The 19375-nt window shown below is 35.4% G+C and carries 8 protein-coding genes; 6 read left to right on the top strand and 2 right to left on the bottom strand.

All coding sequences use genetic code 11. The features are described from left to right. Positions 1 to 16: 16 nt before the first annotated feature. The gene (locus RZ79_RS00615; protein ID WP_054449564.1) at positions 17 to 520 is read right to left on the bottom strand and encodes a GNAT family N-acetyltransferase; all 504 of its coding nucleotides are present in this window, start codon (positions 518 to 520) and stop codon (positions 17 to 19) included. A gap of 158 nt (positions 521 to 678) precedes the next feature. Between RZ79_RS00615 and RZ79_RS00620 the strand changes: the two genes are divergently transcribed. From RZ79_RS00620 to RZ79_RS00640, 4 genes are all read left to right on the top strand, one after another. Further along, a complete protein-coding gene (locus tag RZ79_RS00620) occupies positions 679 to 1578 on the top strand; it encodes a histidine phosphatase family protein (protein ID WP_054449565.1) in 900 nt (299 codons plus the stop codon). Positions 1579 to 2244: 666 nt separating this feature from the next. Further along, positions 2245 to 2634: an ester cyclase gene (locus RZ79_RS00630; RefSeq protein ID WP_054449567.1), complete on the top strand. Its 390-nt coding sequence runs from the start codon at positions 2245 to 2247 to the stop codon at positions 2632 to 2634. Between the two features lie 366 nt (positions 2635 to 3000). Further along, positions 3001 to 6330 (top strand): mucin-binding protein, encoded by a 3330-nt coding sequence (locus tag RZ79_RS00635; protein ID WP_054449568.1) that lies wholly within the window; start codon positions 3001 to 3003, stop codon positions 6328 to 6330. 123 nt (positions 6331 to 6453) lie between these two features. After that, entirely contained in the window at positions 6454 to 7020 is a 567-nt protein-coding gene (locus RZ79_RS00640; RefSeq protein ID WP_054449569.1) for a TetR/AcrR family transcriptional regulator, read from the top strand. 13 nt (positions 7021 to 7033) lie between these two features. Here the strand turns inward: RZ79_RS00640 and RZ79_RS00645 are convergent, their stop codons facing one another. Continuing rightward, complete coding sequence (locus tag RZ79_RS00645) at positions 7034 to 7438, bottom strand: MerR family transcriptional regulator (protein WP_054449570.1); 405 nt, start codon at positions 7436 to 7438, stop codon at positions 7034 to 7036. Positions 7439 to 7519: 81 nt separating this feature from the next. Between RZ79_RS00645 and RZ79_RS00650 the strand changes: the two genes are divergently transcribed. Together RZ79_RS00650 and RZ79_RS07215 are read left to right on the top strand one after the other, a co-directional pair. After that, complete coding sequence (locus RZ79_RS00650; RefSeq protein ID WP_054449571.1) at positions 7520 to 8848, top strand: MFS transporter; 1329 nt, start codon at positions 7520 to 7522, stop codon at positions 8846 to 8848. A gap of 431 nt (positions 8849 to 9279) precedes the next feature. Then, a complete protein-coding gene (locus RZ79_RS07215) occupies positions 9280 to 19332 on the top strand; it encodes a DUF1542 domain-containing protein (RefSeq protein WP_054449572.1) in 10053 nt (3350 codons plus the stop codon). Positions 19333 to 19375: the final 43 nt, after the last annotated feature.

Consider the following 19375-nt stretch of genomic DNA (forward strand, 5'->3'; position numbering starts at 1 on the left):
AAAAGAACGACTAATCTTAGTCGTTCTTTTCTTTAGTATAAATTGCAAATGGTTCTTCTACTTTTTGGAATGTAAAATCAGCATGTTCAGCAACATGTCTGCTTTTCTCATTATTTACATCAGCTTTGATAATTAATTTTTCCATATTAAAGAAGTTAAATGCATAACTGGTAAGTGATTGCAGGCTATTATACATAATTCCTTTGCCTTGATATTCACTTGATAACCAGTAGCCAATTTCAGCTGTATGATTAATTTCATCAATATTATGTAGATCAATCATACCAACAGGTGTGGCACCGTTCAAAATAGCTAAAATAAATAAGTTATGTTCCTTAGCATAGCGAATGAACTGTGCTTCATCATCAATGGATTGCATGTCATTAGCCCATGGGAGCCACTTAGCTAGTTCATCACGATCTTTTTTAATAATGTCGTATAATTCGGTTGACATAAATTCTTCGACCAATGATAAACCATAGTTTTTTCTATCTATTCTGAATTCAGCGATATTATTCATTATTATCACTTCCTAGCATTTTAATTTCAGTATACTCTATGAAATAGCAAAATGCACTGTTTATATTTACATAACTTTTACATAATTTTTATATCAAATTTACATCATTAGCATATATTAAAGATGTTCCATAAATAATTCATCAGGAGATGACGCTAATGATTTCCAAAGCCAAATTAATGAGCGGCTTATTGCTTTTTTTAACACTTTCAAGTACTGGGGTGGCTGCCTCGGCAAAGAATAAGACGTCAAATGCCAAAAAGAATGGGAATGTTGTGACGGTCTATCTAGCACGACATGGTCAAACTACTGGCAATGTTATGACCCTTGCAGAAGGATGGGATGACTATCCATTGACTCCTCAAGGAGATTTGGTTGCCAAACAAGTCGGAGCAGGACTTCGTGGAGTTCACTTTACAGAGGCTGCGTGTGGTAAACTAGTTCGTCACTTGGACACAATTAAAGATATGCTAGATTACTCCGGCAACAATAAAATAACCGTACTTGAGACACCACAGTTTAGAGAAGTGGGTGGTGGAAAGTACGAATTGTATCAGGAAAAAGATCATAGTAAGGTTATCGATGATTATTATGGAGTTAAAGATAATGCGGAGTTATCAAAAAAATTCGGTTTAAATACTACTGCTAAACGTATCCAAGCTATTTATGAGCTAGATAAGAAGAACGATTCTACCCCCGTCCAAGATAGAGCAGAGAGTGCAAATCAAGTACTGAATAGAGAATCAACAGGGATTAGAAGAATTGCTAAAGAAACATATAAAAAGCATGGTAAGAATGCTCTGGTTGTTAGTTCAGGAGAGATTATTGGTGCATATCTATCTAAATATGATCACAACCTAAGTAAGACCGATAAAAGTCTTTTAACGAACGGATTAATTCCAAATTCAGGTGTTACAAAGGTTTACTATAATGTGAAGACTGGTAAGGTTACCTTTGGCAAGGTTGGTGATTTAAGTTACGCTCAAAAGGGTGCTAAGTATTTACAAAGCCACAAGGTTAAGGAATCAGCTAGCATGAAAGTTGATTATGAAAAATAAGATGACTTGGATTTAAGAACGGTGATATGAAAGGCTATCGCTTGGCTAATTCATTTACTGGATGCATGGTGATTATGGTAGGTAATTATCGTTTATCTCCAGCCGAAAAGATTAATTGATCGATTATAGTGTCCATAATCACTATTAATAATTAACATTACGTCGTGAGGAATTTAATCCTTTACCTCATCCACTACTTAAAGTAATGTTAGGCCTGGCATTCACAGGATTAGCCAAGGTAAAAAGCAACCCAACAAAGGGTTGCTTTTTTGTGTATAATAAATATATTGATTAATTTGGGGGAATTTTTATGTTAAAAAAGGTGTTTAATTGGTTTTCATACGGAACCATTGCATATTTGATTCTTATATTATTAGATAGCTTTCTAGAAATTATATTTCATTCACATGGTTCATGGGAATCTTTCTTAGGATTTAATATTATTAAGTTAAAAGGATTCTTGAATTTCAATATTAATTTAGATATCAAAGCTTTATTAATCTTTTTAGTATTCATCTTCGTGTGGACAGTTAGTTATATTATTTATCTATTTGTTGCTAAGAATAAAGAAAAAGTAAAATAAAAAAGAACGACTTTTATAGTCGTTCTTTTTTATTTGTATAAATCATTATAGTGATATAATTCAGTTCAAAGGAGATGTTGACTATGGATAAGACATATAACATCATTAAAACTTTCTATCAAAGTTTTAACACAGGCAATACCGATAAGCTCCACTTAATTTTATCAAATGACTGGGTGAATCATCCAAATGACCCAGGACAGTCGGCTAATATTGATGGGTTTAAGGCAGGAATAAATGAATTTAGAGATGCGTTTGACAGTTTTGAATTGAAAATAATCAAAGTCATTGTTGACAACAATGATGTTGCTGTTCATATCCAGATGTCTGGTATTCAAGTAAAAGAATTTGCAGGGATTTCCCCAAAGAATGAATTCGTTATTTTTTATGGTTTTGATCGACACTTACTAAATGACTCACACATGAAAATTCTGAAAACTTGGCACTTTGAAGATTTTTCGAATTTGCTTTAATCCTTAATTTTGATATTTATATTATATGAAGAAGACTCCAAATTTATAGTTGGAGTTTTTTCTATATATTTAGTTATTGATTTTTTAATAAAAAATTAATAACTAAACTTATTGTCACCTGAAATATTAGACATCCCATATTATTCATGAGCGAGACCAAAAAATGACAAAAAGTATAACTAATAATTTATGGTCAAATGAGGTGCAATTGAAATGTGTCAATTTTATTGTATTCTTAAAGTGTAGCTACAACATGAGCATAATGAATTTATATCGGTGGTGATTAATTTGATGTACAATAGGAAAAATATTAAAAAAAATTATGATAAAAAAATTTTACGAAAAGTTAAGAAAAATTGGATAATAATGTCTGTCGCTAGTTTTACATTTATCGGGGCAGCCACTATTATTCAATTTACTACAATTAATGCGAGTGCTAATGACACTGTTGTTACTCAGGATAATAGTAACCAACAAAAGGAAGCGGGTATTAGCACTCAACAAGAATATGCAGATTATACAAGGTATATAGATTATCAGGAATCATATAGTAACTTAAGCACAAGTGGTAAGACTTTATCACCACAAAAAGTTGATTCGGTTCATTACATTAGAACTAAAGTAATGAATTCATCTAATAATTTAATTGGATATTCATCGAATGGAACTAATAATGTGGATATTAGTTTAAGTGATCCTCAAAATGGGTGGAGACCAAAGGATGGAAGCGATGGGTCACTTCCAGATGTTGAGTCACCAAGTATTCAAGGATATGGGAATCCAAGTATAAGTAAAGTAAATAGTACATTTACACCAGGAAGCGGTTTTACAGATACCACAAATAATCCAGATATATCTATAACCAATGGAAATACTGGTCAAAAAAATGCAATTGAGCACGTTAAAGTCTTTTACGATAATCCTTCTGCACAGTATAGGGTTAAAACACAGTATTCTAACCTTACGAGACAAATTGATTTTGTAGAAAATAGTAACCAAGCGACAAGTGGTACGCATATTTTTCCTACAAGATATGACAGTATTAGTTGGATAAGAAATATTGTTTTAGATAAAGATGGAAATATCGCTGGATATTCTTCTTCTAATAATACCAATATGGATATATCTAAAGATGATTCTAATCAAGGATGGAGATTGCAGCCGGGGTCAGCATCCACCATACCTGATGTTTACTCACCAAACGATAATCTTGAAGAAAAAGGTTATGCATCTCCTGATTTATCTGTTGTTCATAGCACGTACTCGCCAGAAAACGGATTCACTAACCCTAATAATTCAGTGAATGTTGCAATTTATGATGGTAAAGATAAGTACGGAAATGTAATTAAGAAAAATGCATATGAATTAGTTACTGTGAAATATGATAATAATAGAACTAGTCAAAAAGATTATAGTAATTTAACAAGACAAATTGATTATGTTAACAGAAATGATTTTGTTGACGACGGCACACCATTTCCAGCAGGTTATCATATATATCCAACTAGGAAAGATACAGTAAACTATGTAAGAACGAGAGTATACGATGTTAACGGTAAATTGATTGGATATTCATCGACTGATGTAAGTAGCAATGTTGATATTTCACTAAGTGATCCATCTCAAGGATGGCATGTCGCTTCGAACTCTCCACAAAACAGTATTCCAGATGCCGTTAGTCCAACTATAGATGGATATACAAATCCAAGTTATGAGTCATACTCTAGTGTTTATAGTCCAATTAATGGGTTTAGTAATCCTTCTAATAAAGCAAATGTTGTAATTAATGGGAATCCGGCAAACACCTATGAATATGTAAAAGTAGTTTATGGTAGAGACAGTAACATTGTAAAAATTAATTCTAAAACATTAACTAGAAATGTAAAATATGTTGATGAAAATGGAAAAGAAATTTCTCCAATGACTACTGAAAAAGTCAACTATAAGAGAGCAGAAGTTTATTCATATGATGGTAAAACTTTATTAGGATATGCCTCTGATTTAAATGGTTCAAAAACACCTGATATAAGTACAAAGAGTGATTCCCAAGGATGGATTGCGCAAGATAGTGATTTGAAAAATCATAGTGTAAAAGATTTGACATCATTTGGTTATGTAAATCCTAATAGAAACGAAATAACTAGTAATTATACCGCAGCTTATGGTTTTTACAATCCTAATAATGATAGCAATATCGACATTTATAATGATAATAATGATGAAGATATTTTTGTTATCTATAAGCACAAGGTGGATATAGTCACACCGGATAACCCAGGAACACCGGGACAACCAATCAACCCAGATAACCCAAACGGACCAAAGTGGCCAAATGGCACAGACAAGGATAGCTTGAGTAAGACAGTTAACCAAACCATCAACTATGTGGATGGCAATGGAAAGAGTGTCCATGACGCAAGTCATGATCAAGTAACGTTTGGCAGAACTGCGACGGTTGATGAAGTAACTGGCGGAGTAACCTACGGTGACTGGAATAACGCCAGTGGCACCTTTAGTCCAAAGGTATCTCCAGTAGTACCAGGCTATGTTTTAAGAGACGACAATCAAAAGACAATCCCAGCGGTTACAGTAAACCCAAGCTCAAGTGATAGTAACGAAACGGTTACTTATGACAAGGTGGGCTCACTAGTACCAGTGGATACCGCAGGTAACCCAATTGACAATGGTAGTCATAACACTAGTTATCCAAATGACCCTAACGATGCGGGTAAGGTAACTAACCCAGTCATTCCAAGTATTCCAGGCAAGACCCCGGTAGATAAGGATGGGAATCCATTAACACCCGGTAGTACTTACCCAATTGATGGAACTAAACCAACAGAAGATACTAAGATAACTTACGTAGACAACAACCAAAAGGCGAAGGTAAGTTACATCGACAGTACAACTGGAAAGACACTAGAAAGTGTGGACTTGAGTGGTCAACCACAAAGTACTTCTGACTATCGCACTACAGATACAATTAAGAAGTACACAGATCAAGGATACAAACTAGTAAGTGATAACTACCCCGCAGGTGGTGTTAAGTTCAATAGTGATAACAAGGAACAAGACTTTACCGTAACCTTGGAACACAAGGTGGACACAGTCACACCGGATAACCCAGGAACACCGGGCCAACCAATCAATCCAGATAATCCAAACGGACCAAAGTGGCCAAACGGCACAGACAAGGATAGTTTGAGTAAGACAGTTACTAGAACGATTAATTATGTAGATCAAAATGGCAATAAGATTCATCCTTCTACTACTCAAACAGTAACATTTACACGTTACGCTACGGTTGATGAAGTAACTGGTGAGGTTGTCTATGGTAATTGGACAAGTAAAGAAAGTTCATGGAAATCATTTAATACTCCATTAGTCTCAGGATATAAATTGGTTGATGGTAAACAATCCATTATTAACTCGGTTAATTTAAGCCCAGATAGTATTGATGAAAAAATAGATGTTGTATATAAAAAAGATGAACACAAAAATAATCCTTTAATACCAGGAGGTAAGAGCAAAATAAATTATCAAAATGGTAACTCATTTAAAAAAGATCATAATAAAAATGATAAAAAGCTTCCTCAAACTGGTGTATCCGACGAGAATAACATTCGTATATTAGGACTATTGTTAACAATAGTCTCACTATTCCTTGGTTTGTTTGGGATTAAAAGAAAGAGATAGTTGTTAATTATCAATAAAAAATCCGCCTCATTTGATTTATATCAATCTAATGAGACGGATTTTATTTGTACTTTGTGTATAATTAGTCTTATTATGTACTTATATAGAAAGGTAGATAGTTATATGGAAATACACAATAAATCAAAAAAGAAAATAGTGGATACCTTTATAAATATGACAGTAAATAATGACATTAACGATATTGGAATAGACGATATTGTTAAAAATAGTGGCGTATCAAGGGGTACTTTTTATAACCATTTTAAAAGTAAAAACGATATAATAGTTTTTATCGAACAATTGATGTGCATGTCTATTGATAATTCATTTCAAGATATAGAAGACGATAATCGCAATTATATGGAAATTATGACCGATCGAATATTACCTTTAATTTATGAAAATAGGTCATATACGAATATTCTGTATAATTATTATCAACCTGTATTTTTTGATTTTCTTATAAAAAGATACTCGAAATATTTTGTAAAGTATTTTGATGATTATGATGAAAAAATTTTAAATCTGTCAAAAGACTTTGCTGTACAATTCTTCTTTAGAATGATGCTTAATGCAATGTTATTGTGGATTTCTCAACCAATACCATCTGAACCAGAAGAATTTAAGTACTCGTTTAAAAAAATTATTAACTCCTCTGTTTCTGACGTTTGTGGAGTATCTATTAAATAAAAAAGAACGACTGTTATAGTCGTTCTTTTTTATTTGTCTTCATTGTTCTTAATTCATCTTCGACTTTTAACATGTGGGTGTCGAAGTTTTTAATTTTATGTTCTAGATGATCAATAGCTTTTTGCATCTTATCACGTTTTTCCTCCATGATGCTTTTTTGTTCTACTAGTAGTGCCAATTGTTGATCCTCACTATTTTCAACATTATCAAATAGATTGATATATTGTTTTAAAGTGCTGATTTCCATTCCGGCGTCTCGCATTTTTTTCGCGAAACTAATTCGTCTAATTGCATGATCATCAAAATCACGTACTCCTGAATCATTTCTATCGACTGCGGGTATGATATGTTCTTTTTCGTAATATCTAATGGTAGATGCTGGAACATCCGTAATTTTACTGGCTTCTTTAATGTTCAAAATTTATCACCTCAATGTCTTGCCTTAAAGCTGGCTTTAAGTAATATGATTACTTTATCACATTTTTAGGAGGAGACAAGTATGAAGTATAAATTTGGAATTATTCTTCCGATTATTCTAATTAGTTACTTTTTGATTTTATTAGATAATTCTGTCGTATTTACCAGTACTGTCCAAATCGCGAATAGTTTACATATGACTAGTCAAAGTATTGCATGGATTACAAATATCTATGCGTTAGTTTTTGGTAGTCTTTTATTACTAGGTGGCCGTTTGGGTGATTTATATGGTAGAAAGCCGGTGTTTTTAACTGGATTAACTATTTTTACTTTATTTTCACTGTTAGTTGGCTTAGCACCAAACGGTTTATTCATCATCGTGATGAGAGCATTTCAGGGAATTGGTTCTGCTATCTTAGCACCAACTTCATTGGCATTATTATTGGATACTTATGAAGGCAAAAAACGAGAAAAGGCCATTTCATTCTACGGAGTTACTGCAGGATTGGGTGCCAGTGTAGGATTAATTATCGGTGGCTTGGTAATTACTTTTTATTCCTGGCGCCTAGGATTTTTGATCAATGTACCTTTGGGAATATTATTGATTGTGCTTACAATTTTATTTGTGCCTAAATCGAAGACACAATTACACGCTCATTTGGATTATATCGGTTCAATTTTATCGGTATTAGCCATCTTATCATTGGTTAATGCAATTAATGGTGCCGGTCATAAAGGACTATTTATTGGTATCTTTATCGCTTTATTGATTATCTTTTTATTCCGTGAGATAAAGATTGATAATCCAATTATGCCAATGGCAATCTTTAAGGATAAAGAACGTGTTTCAGCGTACATTGCACGTTTCTTTTATATCGGATCAATGTTTTCATTCTTCTTTTTAGTCCCACAAGTATTACAAAAGTACTATGGCTTCACGCCGCTACTTTCCGCATTTGGTTTCATGCCAGAAACGATTCCACAATTCTTATTTGGGATGCTTCAATCTAAGCTATCAAACAAGTACAAAAATGAAAACTTATTACTTTTTGGAACTATTGTGACATTTATTGGAGTACTAATGTTATTTGGTTTAGATTTAAAACACGGGTACTTAATTTCAGTGGCATTACCAATGATCATCATCGGAATCGGCCAAGGATTTTCATTTGGTCCATTGACAGTATCAGGAGTTGCCAATACTCCTAAAGAACTAGGAGGGGCAACTTCCAGTGCAGTTAATGTTTTTCATCAATTAGGTAGTTCAATATTATTATCAGTCGTAGTGACTTTGACGGCGGGTATTACCAATGTGATAACTGCTTATCATTATCAAACATTTTTGATGGCAATATTGATGCTTGTTCCACTACTTATGGCGATTAATATTAAACGACTTCATCGAAAATAAATGTAGCCAAAGATACATGTATCCATTTATCCATGGAGCCAATATAATTGAAACAAAAAATACTGCTCAATTGGGCAGTATTTTTATTTTAAATAATTAGATGTTTTTATAAAAAAATCTGTGATTTTAATAGACACAATACACACACCACTGCTTTAATACTTTTACATCAGACATTCACCTTTATCTCATTTTTCATCGAACTACTACTGTTGAATGAAATTTAAACAAAACTTAAACTGTCCATTTTCTAATCTTTTCTATTTTTGCGATGCCCGTAAGTCAATATTTCAATTGTTTTGATTAAAGAAATATTATCAAAAGTTAATTAAATGCTGGTATATCAACGGTTTAGCCTCTTGATAGAATGCAAAATCTGATTATAATTTTTCTTGCTGAGAAAATTTATTTTTCGACGGGAGGTTAATGAAATGTTATACAACCACAAACAGTTCAGAAAAAATTCTGACAAGAAAATAATGAGAAAAGTAAAGAAAAATTGGGTTGTTCTATCAGTAGCTTCATTTGCACTAATTGGATCAGCTGCTGTAATCCAATCTAATCAAAATATTTCATTTGCTAGTGAAACTCAAGTTTCATCAAATTCAACTACTAATCAAAATAATAACAATAATTCAACAATTGATAACCAAAAAAACGAAGCTAAGGCTCAACTAGATGCCGAAGCAAGCAAGGTCAAGGATGCCATCAATAACGATGCTTCTTTGTCTCAATCTGACAAGGATAGCCAAAATGCTGAAGTAGATTCATACAAGGTAGCTGGCGAACAATCAATCGATAGTGCAACAGATGTAAACAGCATTAACCAAGCACTAATTGATGGTAAGAATAACATTGATGCAAGTCATGTTGCAGGCCATAACAGCACTGATTCAAATGAATCTAGCAATACTAGTTCCAGTGCTAATCAAAGCTCAAGTGCTATTAAATCACAACAATTAAGCACATCATCAGGGGCTTCTTTAGCAAGTTCTGCATCAAGTTCGAACGAAAGTGATGATGGGCTATCATTAAGAGACAGCGGATCAAGTGCTCCTGCTGATAGCAATACTTTCATTACTGGACCTGGTGGAGCAAATGGTACCCAATATAAGAATGCCATTGCCAACACTAAGTTAACTTATAACGGGGTAAATTATGACCCTTCTACTAATAAATACATGATTAACTTCCAATTTGGATCTGAAGTAATTAGTAGTACTGGTGGGGCTGACCGTGTTCTAGAGTTCGCATTGAACTTGAGTCCAAACCTATCAAGCAGAGTTAGCAAGGTAACTGTTACCAATGATGATGGTACTAAAGATCTAACCATGAATAATGGTAGATATTATATTAAGTACAAGACCGGTAAAGTTGTCGGTGGAAATATTGATCTAGCAGTTTATGTTGATCCAATTAAGGCAACTCCTGGGGACTGGATTTCAGCATTCATGTCCACACATAGAGAAAATAACAGGGGAGAACTTATTAACTTTAGTACTCAAATTGCCTTCTCATCCACTAGAAGTTTGACATATGACCAATTCGGCAATGACTTTAATTCTAAATTACTTGCCCAATTGCAAGGTAAAGTTTTAAATGACTTAAATCAAACCTCTCCATTGAGTCAAACTCCCCAACTTAAGAATAACTACGTTTCTCGAATCAACGCTGTTACCACCAATGATGATTTCGTTAATCTTTTAAACTCCATCAAAAATGCATACAAAGCAGATAACAGTTCGTTATCTAATGCTATTTCACAATTGAACAGCCAAGCAGCAACTTCTACAAACAATGTTTCAAATCTTGGGAATTTACCTGCTAATGATAAGCAAACCGCTAACAATTGGATTAAGAGTGCTTTACAAACCGCTCAATCGAATGTGATGGGTGTTTCTCAATCAAGTGACATTGCTGGTGCTTTATCAGATGGTGTTAATTCCATTAAAAAAATTGAATTACAAGCAACCATTAATTCAGTCATTAATGATATTAACAATGCGGTTGCAAATACCACTAATAAAATCAATTCGGATATTACACTATCTAAAGAAAAGTCAGATAGACAACTTAGATTAGTTTCAGTTGATAAAACTTATTACACTGGGTTGATTCAATCAAGTAACGATTTATCAAAGATTTCAGGTTTACGTGATAATGCTGTTAACCAAATTAATAGTGATTATACTCCAGGGCCTTCTTTGAGTACGCAAAAACAAACGGCCAAAGATAGTTTAGATAATGAAGTCAACAAAATTAAAGCTGCAATTGATGCTGATAATACATTGACCAATGATGAAAAGAATCGTCAAAAGAGTAATGTGGATAGCATTAAAGCAGTAGCACAATCCCAGATTGATTCTGCCACTAATGCTGATGGTGTAGACGATGCACAAAGCCAAGGAATTTCTTCAATCGACAATGCACATCAAACAAGCTCAACCTCATTATTTGATCAAAAGAGTAATGCTAAATCTCAATTAAATGCTGAAGCAGATAAGGTCAAACAACAAATCGATGCTGACAATACTTTGACTAGTGCAGAAAAGAATAGTCAAAAAGCTAATGTAGATAGTGTAAAGGCGAATGATCAAGGAAAAATTGACGCCGCTACAAACGCTGATGACATTATCACAGCATACCAACAAGGTATCAAAGACATTGATGCTCAATATGTTGCCGGCAAGACATCAGTAGCTGATCAACAATCCAATGCAAAAGCTCAATTGGATGCTGAAGCAACCAAGGTCAAACAACAAATTGATGCTGATAATAGTTTAACTAGCTCAGAAAAAGCAACTCAAAAAGACAATGTCGATAGTGTAAAAGCAATTGATCAAGGAAAAATTTATGCTGCAACCAATGCTGATGACATTAATTCAGCATACCAACAAGGAATTCGAGATATCGATAGTCAATATGCCACAGCCAAGACATCACTACCTGACCAAAAATCTAATGCGAAAGCCAAATTAGATGCTGAAGCAACTAAAGTTAAACAACAAATTGATGCCGACAATAGTTTAACTAGCTCAGAAAAAGCAACTCAAAAAGCTAATGTCGATAGTGTAAAGTCAACTTATCAAGGTAGGATTGACGCTGCAACCAATGCTGATGACATTAATTCAGCATACCAACAAGGCATCAAAGACATTGATAATCAATACGTTGCTGGTAAGGCATCAGTAGCTGATCAACAATCCAATGCTAAAGCCCAATTGGATGCTGAAGCAACCAAGGTCAAACAACAAATTGATGCTGATAATACTTTGACTAGTGCGGAAAAAGCAAAGCAAAAAGCCAATGTTGACAGCACTAAATCAATTGATCAAACTGCTATTGATACGGCAACCAATGCTGATGATATTAATACTGCATACCACAAAGGAATCCAAGACATTGATAATCAATACATTCCTGGTAAGACATCCCTAGCGGACCAAAAGACTAATGCTAAGGCTGATTTAGATGCCCAAGCAGCTAAGATTAAAAATGATATCGCAAATGATGCTACATTAACGCAAGATCAAAAGAATGATCAAATGAATCAGTTAGCAGCTGATAAAGTTGCTGCTGAGCAAGCAATTGATAATGCTTCTGATGCTGATGGCATTAATAAGGCATTGGGTGATGGTAATTTGAATATGGAAGCAGACCATCAACCTGGCCAAGCAATTGATAATCAAAAGGCATCTGCTAAACAAGCTATTCAAGCTGAGGCTAACAAGATAAAATCTGCCATTGATGCCGATTCCAGCTTGACTAGTGCAGAAAAAGATAAGCAAAAGAATGCTGTAAATTCAGCTTCTGCCGCGGCCCAAAGTAATATTGACCGTTTAACAAACGCCGACGATATCAATTCAGCAAGCAAACAAGGTATTTCCGACGTTGATGGAAAACACGTAGCTGGTACATCGTTAGACACACAAAAAGCTAACGCTAAGTCACAACTAAACGATGAGGCCAACAATATCAAACAAGCTATTGCAAATGATGCAACATTAACCAATGAACAAAAGAATATTCAAATAGCCAGAGTCGATTCAGATAAAGCAGCTGCGGAAGCCGACATCGATAAGGCTGCTGATGCTGACGGAGTTAATAAAGCAATTAGCAATGGAAAAACCAACATTGATAGTGACCATCAACCAGGCCAATCAGTAGATACTCAAAAGGATAATGCTAGGAGTCAATTAGATGCTCAAGCAGCCAAGATTAAGAGTGATATCGAAAATGATGCAACATTAACTAACGATGAAAAGAATGCGCAAATCGCCAAAGTTGATTCAGATACATCTGCTGGTAAACAAGCAATTGATAACGCTGAGGACGCTGATAGCATTAACAAAGCAACTAAAGATAGCAATGATCAAATTGCTTCAGACCACCAAGCTGGTACTTCAGTTAATAGCCAAAAGGATTCTAATAATGCCAACTTAGACGCAGAAGCAATTAAGGTTAAGAATCAAATTGATGCTGATGTTTCATTAACTAGTGCTGAAAAAGCTGAACAAAAGAACAATGTCGAAAATGTGAAATCAACTGCCCAATCTAAGATTGATTCATCAGTTAATGCTGATGATATTAAGTCTGCATACAACCAAGGGATTAAAGACATTGATGCTCAATATGTTCCAGGCAAGACTTCATTAGCTGATCAAAAGACCAATGCCAAGGCACAACTAGATGCTAAAGCAGCTAAGGTCAAACAAGACATCGCAAATGACGCCACATTAACTCAAATTCAAAAGAATGAGCAAATCGCTATGGTTGATGCTGACAAAGAATTTGCTGAAACAGCAATTGACGGCGCTAAAGATGCTGATGCTGTTAATAAAGCAATCAGTGATGGTAATAAAAACATTGACTCAGACCACCAACCAGGTAAGCCACTTGCTGACCAAAAAGCTAATGCCAAAGCAGCTATTCAAGCAGAAGCTAATAAGATTAAGTCTGAAATTGACGCAGATTCAACTTTAACTAGTGCTGACAAAGCTGCTCAAAAGGATAAGGTTGATAATGTAAGTGCTGCTGACCAAAATAAGATTGATGGTTTAACCAATGTTGATGACATTCATGCTCAAATCAATCAAGGTAAGAGCGATATTGATGCTCAACATCAGGCTGGTAAGGACTTAAATGACCAAAAACAAGCAGATAAAGATCAACTGGATGCCACAGCAGCTAAGATTAAGCAAAACATTGAAAATGACGTTACATTAACTCAAGCTGATAAGGATGAACAAAAGGCTAAGGTGGATTCAGATACATCCGCTGGTAAACAAGCAATTGATAATTCTGCAAATGCTGATAGAATTAACCAAGCTATTCAAGAAAATAATAATAAGATTGCTTCCGACCATGTTTCACATCAATCGGTAGATGACCAAAAGACAAATGCTAAGAAACAATTGAAGGCCCAAGCAGCAAAGGTAAAGCAAGACATCGCAAATGATACAACTTTAACTAAGACGCAAAAGGATGCCCAAATGGCTCAAGTTGATTCTGATATAGAATCTGCAGAAAAGGCCATCGATAGCGCCGATGATGCAGAAGGTATTAAGGAAGCAATCGATAGTGGTAACGATAAGATTAACAAGGACCACGTACAAGGAGATTCTGTAGATACTCAAAAGGCAAACGCCAAGAAACAATTGGACAATCAAGCAGCTAAGGTGAAAAATAACATCGCCAATGATAAAACATTGACCCAAGCTGAAAAGGATGCCCAAATGGCCAAGGTAGATGCTGATAAGACATCTGGTGAAAAAGCCATTGACAATGCTGCAAATGCTGATGATATTAAGAAGTTAATCAGTGACACTAGCGATAAAATCAACGGTGCTCATGTGCCAGGACAAGCTGTAAATGATCAAAAGACAGCCAAGAAGGCTGAACTAGATGCAGAAGCAAACAAGATTAAGGCAGCGATTGATGCTGACAATACACTAACTCAATCTCAAAAGGATGCTCAAAAGGCTAATGTTGATGCAGATGTTGCTGATAGTAAGAAAGCCATCGACAATGCATCCGATGCAGAAGGTATCAAACAAGTTATTGATAGCAGTAATGCGAAGATTGATGGTGAACATCACCCAGGTAAGTCAGTTGATGACCAAAAGGAAAACGCTAAATCAACACTTGATGCAGAAGCGAACAAGGTTAAGGCAGCCATCGATGCTGACAACACTTTGACTAGTGCAGAAAAGCAACAACAAAAGAATAATGTGGATCAAGTTAACCAAGCTGCTAAGTATAAGATTGACGCTGCATCTAGCGCTGATGAAATTAACGATTTAGTTTCACGAAACAGTCAATCTATTGATGCTCAACATCAACCAGGCAAGTCAGTTAGTGATCAAAAAACTGCTGCTAAGAATCAATTAGATGCAGAAGCTAAGAAGATTAAAGATGTTGTTGATGCTGACCAAACATTGAGTCAATCAGAAAAAGATGCTCAAAAATCAGCAGTTGATGCAGACGTTGTTTCCGGTAAACAGGCAATTGATAACTCATCAGATGCTGACAGCATTAATAAAACCATCGCTGACACCAACGATAAGATTGACGGTGAACATGTATCTGGCAAACCATTGTCTGATCAAAAGACAAATGCTAAGAGTCAATTGGATGCTTATGCCGAAAGTATTAAGAATGCAATCGATAATGATGCAACATTAACTCAATCTGAAAAAGATGCTCAAAAAGATAAAGTTGATGACGATGTCAAAGCTGGTAAGCAAGGAATTGATAATGCTAATGATGCTGATAGTATCAACAAGCTAGTCAGCGATACTAACGACAAGGTCAAAAATGAACACCAACCAGGCACTTCTGTGGCTGATCAAAAGACAAATGCTAAGAAACAGTTGGATGATCAAGCAGATAAAGTTAAGAAGGATATTCAAAATGATCCAACACTAACTCAAACTGAAAAGAACAATCAAATGGCTAAAGTGGATTCAGATGTTACTGCTGGCAAGCAAACAATTGATAATTCATCAGATGCAGATAGTATTAATAAGGTAGTCAGTGATGCTAACGACAAGGTTTCTGCTGACCATGTTTCAGGAACTTCATTAGATAATCAAAAGACAGCTGCAAATGCCAAATTAGATGCAGAAGCAAATAGTACAAAGGCAGCCATTGATGCGGATAACACTTTAACTAGTGCCGAAAAAACAACCCAAAAGGCTAAGGTGGATTCAGATGTAGCTAATGGTAAGCAAAACATCGAAAAAGCTACAGATGCAGATAGCATCAATAAATTAGTAAACGATACTAATGAACAAGTAGATGCACAACACGTACCAGGTCAATCGTTAGATGCTCAAAAACAAGCTGCTAAACAAGTTGCTGAAGATAAAGCAAAGCAAACTAAGGCAGCCATTGATGCAGATAACACTTTAACCAGTGCTGAAAAGACTGCTCAAAAGAATAAGGTAGATAGTGAAAATGCAACTGCCCAAGATAAGATTGATGCTGCAACTAATGCTGATGATATTAAATCATTAAGTGATCGAATGATTGGTGATATTGACCAAAGCTATGTTCCGGGAACATCATTAGATGCCCAAAAACAAGCAGCTAAAGATAGACTATCTCAATATGTGCAAGATTTAATCAACCAAATTTTTGGTGATGACACATTAACGCAAGCAGAAAAGGATGCTCAAAAGGATAAGGTAGATAATGATAAGGCTTCCGCTGAAAAATCAATTGATGCCGCATCTGACGCTGACAATATTAACCAAGCGCTAAGTGATGCTCATCCAAAACTTGATGCTGATTACATCCCAGGAGCTTCATTATCAGATCAAAAGAATGATGCTAAGGCTAAATTAGATGAAACAGCTGCTAAGGTTAAGAATGCCATCGCAAATGATGCAACATTAACCCAAACTGAAAAGAACAATCAATTGGCTAAGGTTGACTCAGATGTCGCTGCTGGAAAACAAGCTATCGACAACGCTAAAAATTCTGACAGTATCAACAAAGCCGTAGATGATACAAGTGCCAGAGTTGGTGATGATCATAATTCTGCTGATTCCATTGATACTCAAAAGACAAACGCTAAGAATCAATTGACTGCAAAAGCAGATAAGATTAAGCAAGACATTGAAAACGATGTAACATTGACGCAAGCAGAAAAGGAATCACAAAAAGCTAAGGTTGAAGACGATGTAAAATCTGGTAACCAAGCCATCGATAATGCATCCGACGCTGACTCAATCAACAAGGCTGGAAGTGATTCGGATTCTCAAGTTAGTTCTGAACATAAACCTGCTGCTTCATTAGATGTTCAAAAGGAAAATGCTAAATCAGCAATTGATGAAGCGGCAAAGAACATCAAGGCGGCTATCTATGCAGATAACACTCTAACTAGTGCTGAAAAAGAATCTCAAAACGCTAAGGTTGATGAAAATGCGACAGCAAGTAAGCGAGCAATTGATAATGCCCAAAATGCCGATAATATTAATAGTTCGGTAAGCGTAGGCAAGATTGATGTTAATGACGTTCATAAGTCTGCTGATTCAATCGATACTCAAAAGAATGCTGCTAAATCACAATTAGATGCAAATGCAGCCAAGATTAAGCAAGACATCGCAAATGATGACACCTTAACTCAAACCGAAAAAGATGCTCAAACTAAGCAAGTAGATGCTGACAAAGCTACAGCTGAACAAGCCATTGATAACGCTGTAGATGCTGATGAAATTAACCAATCATTAAAAGTTGGTAATACCAAGACATCCGGTGATTATAAACCAGGTAATTCTACCAATGATCAAAAAGCTGCTGCTAAGAAGAAACTAGATGCAGAAGCAGAAAAGATTAAGAATGCTATCGACAATGATGTCACATTAAACAGCAATGAAAAGGCACAACAAAAGCAAAATGTAGATAGCCAAAACCAAGCTGCCAAAGATAAAATTGATGCATCAACAAATGCAGATGATATTAATTCCGCTAGTGATCAAGGTGTATCTAATATTGATGAACAACACAAATCAAGTGATGTTTCATTATCTCAACAAAAGGAAAATGCTAAGTCACAATTAGACGCCCAAGCTGCCAAGGTTAAGAACGACATCTTAAATGACGCCACATTGACTACGACTGAAAAGGATGCTCAAATGGCTCAAGTGGATGATGATAAAGCTGCTGCTGAACAAGACATTGACAACGCACCAGATGCCGACAGCATTAACCAAGCCATCAGCAATGGTAATGCAAAGATTGATGCAGACCATGTTTCTGGTCAATCAGTGGATGATCAAAAGACCTCAGCTAAGGATGCTATCAATAATGAAGCCAACAAGGTTAAGGCAGCCATTGATGCTGATAAGACCTTGAGTAAGACTGAAAAGCAACGTCAAAGAAACAACGTTGAACGTGCTCGAGCGGATGCACAAGCAGCCATTGATGGTTTGACTAATGCTGATGACATTAATGCAGCAGTTGCTGATTACATCCAAATCATTGATTCTCAACACGTTAAGAAACAAAACAACGGAAGTGGCCCTGAACAAACTATTCCACGTAATGTTTACATGGTTAAGAATTTCTACAGATATCTAAGCACTAACTTCACTAAGAAGAACCGTGTTCAAGGTTACAAGGCTACATCTCGTCCAAACGCAGCAATGTTTAGAATCATTGGCGAAACTACCAACAAGAACGGAGTAAAGAGATACAAGGTATATCAAATTGTTGTTAAGAAGAACGGTTTATTTAAAGTCGACCGTAAGAAGTGGGGTTACATTACCGCTAGACCTTCTTACATGAGACCTTTGTACTACAGTAGCAATGTTCAACAAATTAAGGTTATTGGTAGAAGAATCCGTGAATACAAGAACGTTAAGTTTAGTAAGGCTGTTAAAGGCTACAAACATGGCACTGCTTTGAAGGTTAAGGCAGTAAAGAAGTATGGTAGCACTTACAGATTGCAATTAACTAACGGTCACTACATTACCGCTAACAAGAACTTGGTTCGCAAGCAAACTACACCACGTAACGTTTACATGGTCAAAGGATTCTACAGATATTCAAGTGTTAACTTTAGTCACAAGAACAGAATCCAAGGTTACAAGAAACAAGCACGTCCAAATGCTGTAATGTTCAGAATTGTTGGCGAAACTACCAACAAGAATGGACTAAAGAGATACAAGGTTAACCAAATTGTACGTAACAAGAAGGGACTATTTAGAGTAAATCACAAGAAGTGGGGTTACATCACCACTAATCCTTCATACGTAAAGCCTTTGTACTACATCAGCAATGTGCGCGCGGTTCGAGTAATTGGTTCTAGAATTCGTGCATATAAGGATCTTAAGTTAACTAAGTCTGTGAAGTCATACAAGCGCGGAACTGTTTTGAATGTTAAAGCGGTGAAGAAGGTTGGTACTACTTACAGACTACAATTAACTAATGGTAGTTACATCAGTGCTAACAAGAACTTAGTTCAAAAAATTAAATAACATTTGCTTAAAGTAATTTAGGTAAACAAAAAAGACTGCTCAG

Origin of the sequence: Apilactobacillus kunkeei DSM 12361 = ATCC 700308 (assembly GCF_001281265.1) — a bacterium.
In the GTDB taxonomy this organism is placed as follows: domain Bacteria; phylum Bacillota; class Bacilli; order Lactobacillales; family Lactobacillaceae; genus Apilactobacillus; species Apilactobacillus kunkeei.

Bases quoted from the DNA above. Each gene is read 5' to 3' on its own strand.
- RZ79_RS00615 (WP_054449564.1), bottom strand. From the start codon at position 520: ATGAATAATATCGCTGAATTCAGAATAGATAGAAAAAACTATGGTTTA.
- RZ79_RS00620 (WP_054449565.1), top strand. From the start codon at position 679: ATGATTTCCAAAGCCAAATTAATGAGCGGCTTATTGCTTTTTTTAACA.
- RZ79_RS00630 (WP_054449567.1), top strand. From the start codon at position 2,245: ATGGATAAGACATATAACATCATTAAAACTTTCTATCAAAGTTTTAAC.
- RZ79_RS00635 (WP_054449568.1), top strand. From the start codon at position 3,001: ATGTCTGTCGCTAGTTTTACATTTATCGGGGCAGCCACTATTATTCAA.
- RZ79_RS00640 (WP_054449569.1), top strand. From the start codon at position 6,454: ATGGAAATACACAATAAATCAAAAAAGAAAATAGTGGATACCTTTATA.
- RZ79_RS00650 (WP_054449571.1), top strand. From the start codon at position 7,520: ATGAAGTATAAATTTGGAATTATTCTTCCGATTATTCTAATTAGTTAC.
- RZ79_RS07215 (WP_054449572.1), top strand. From the start codon at position 9,280: ATGTTATACAACCACAAACAGTTCAGAAAAAATTCTGACAAGAAAATA.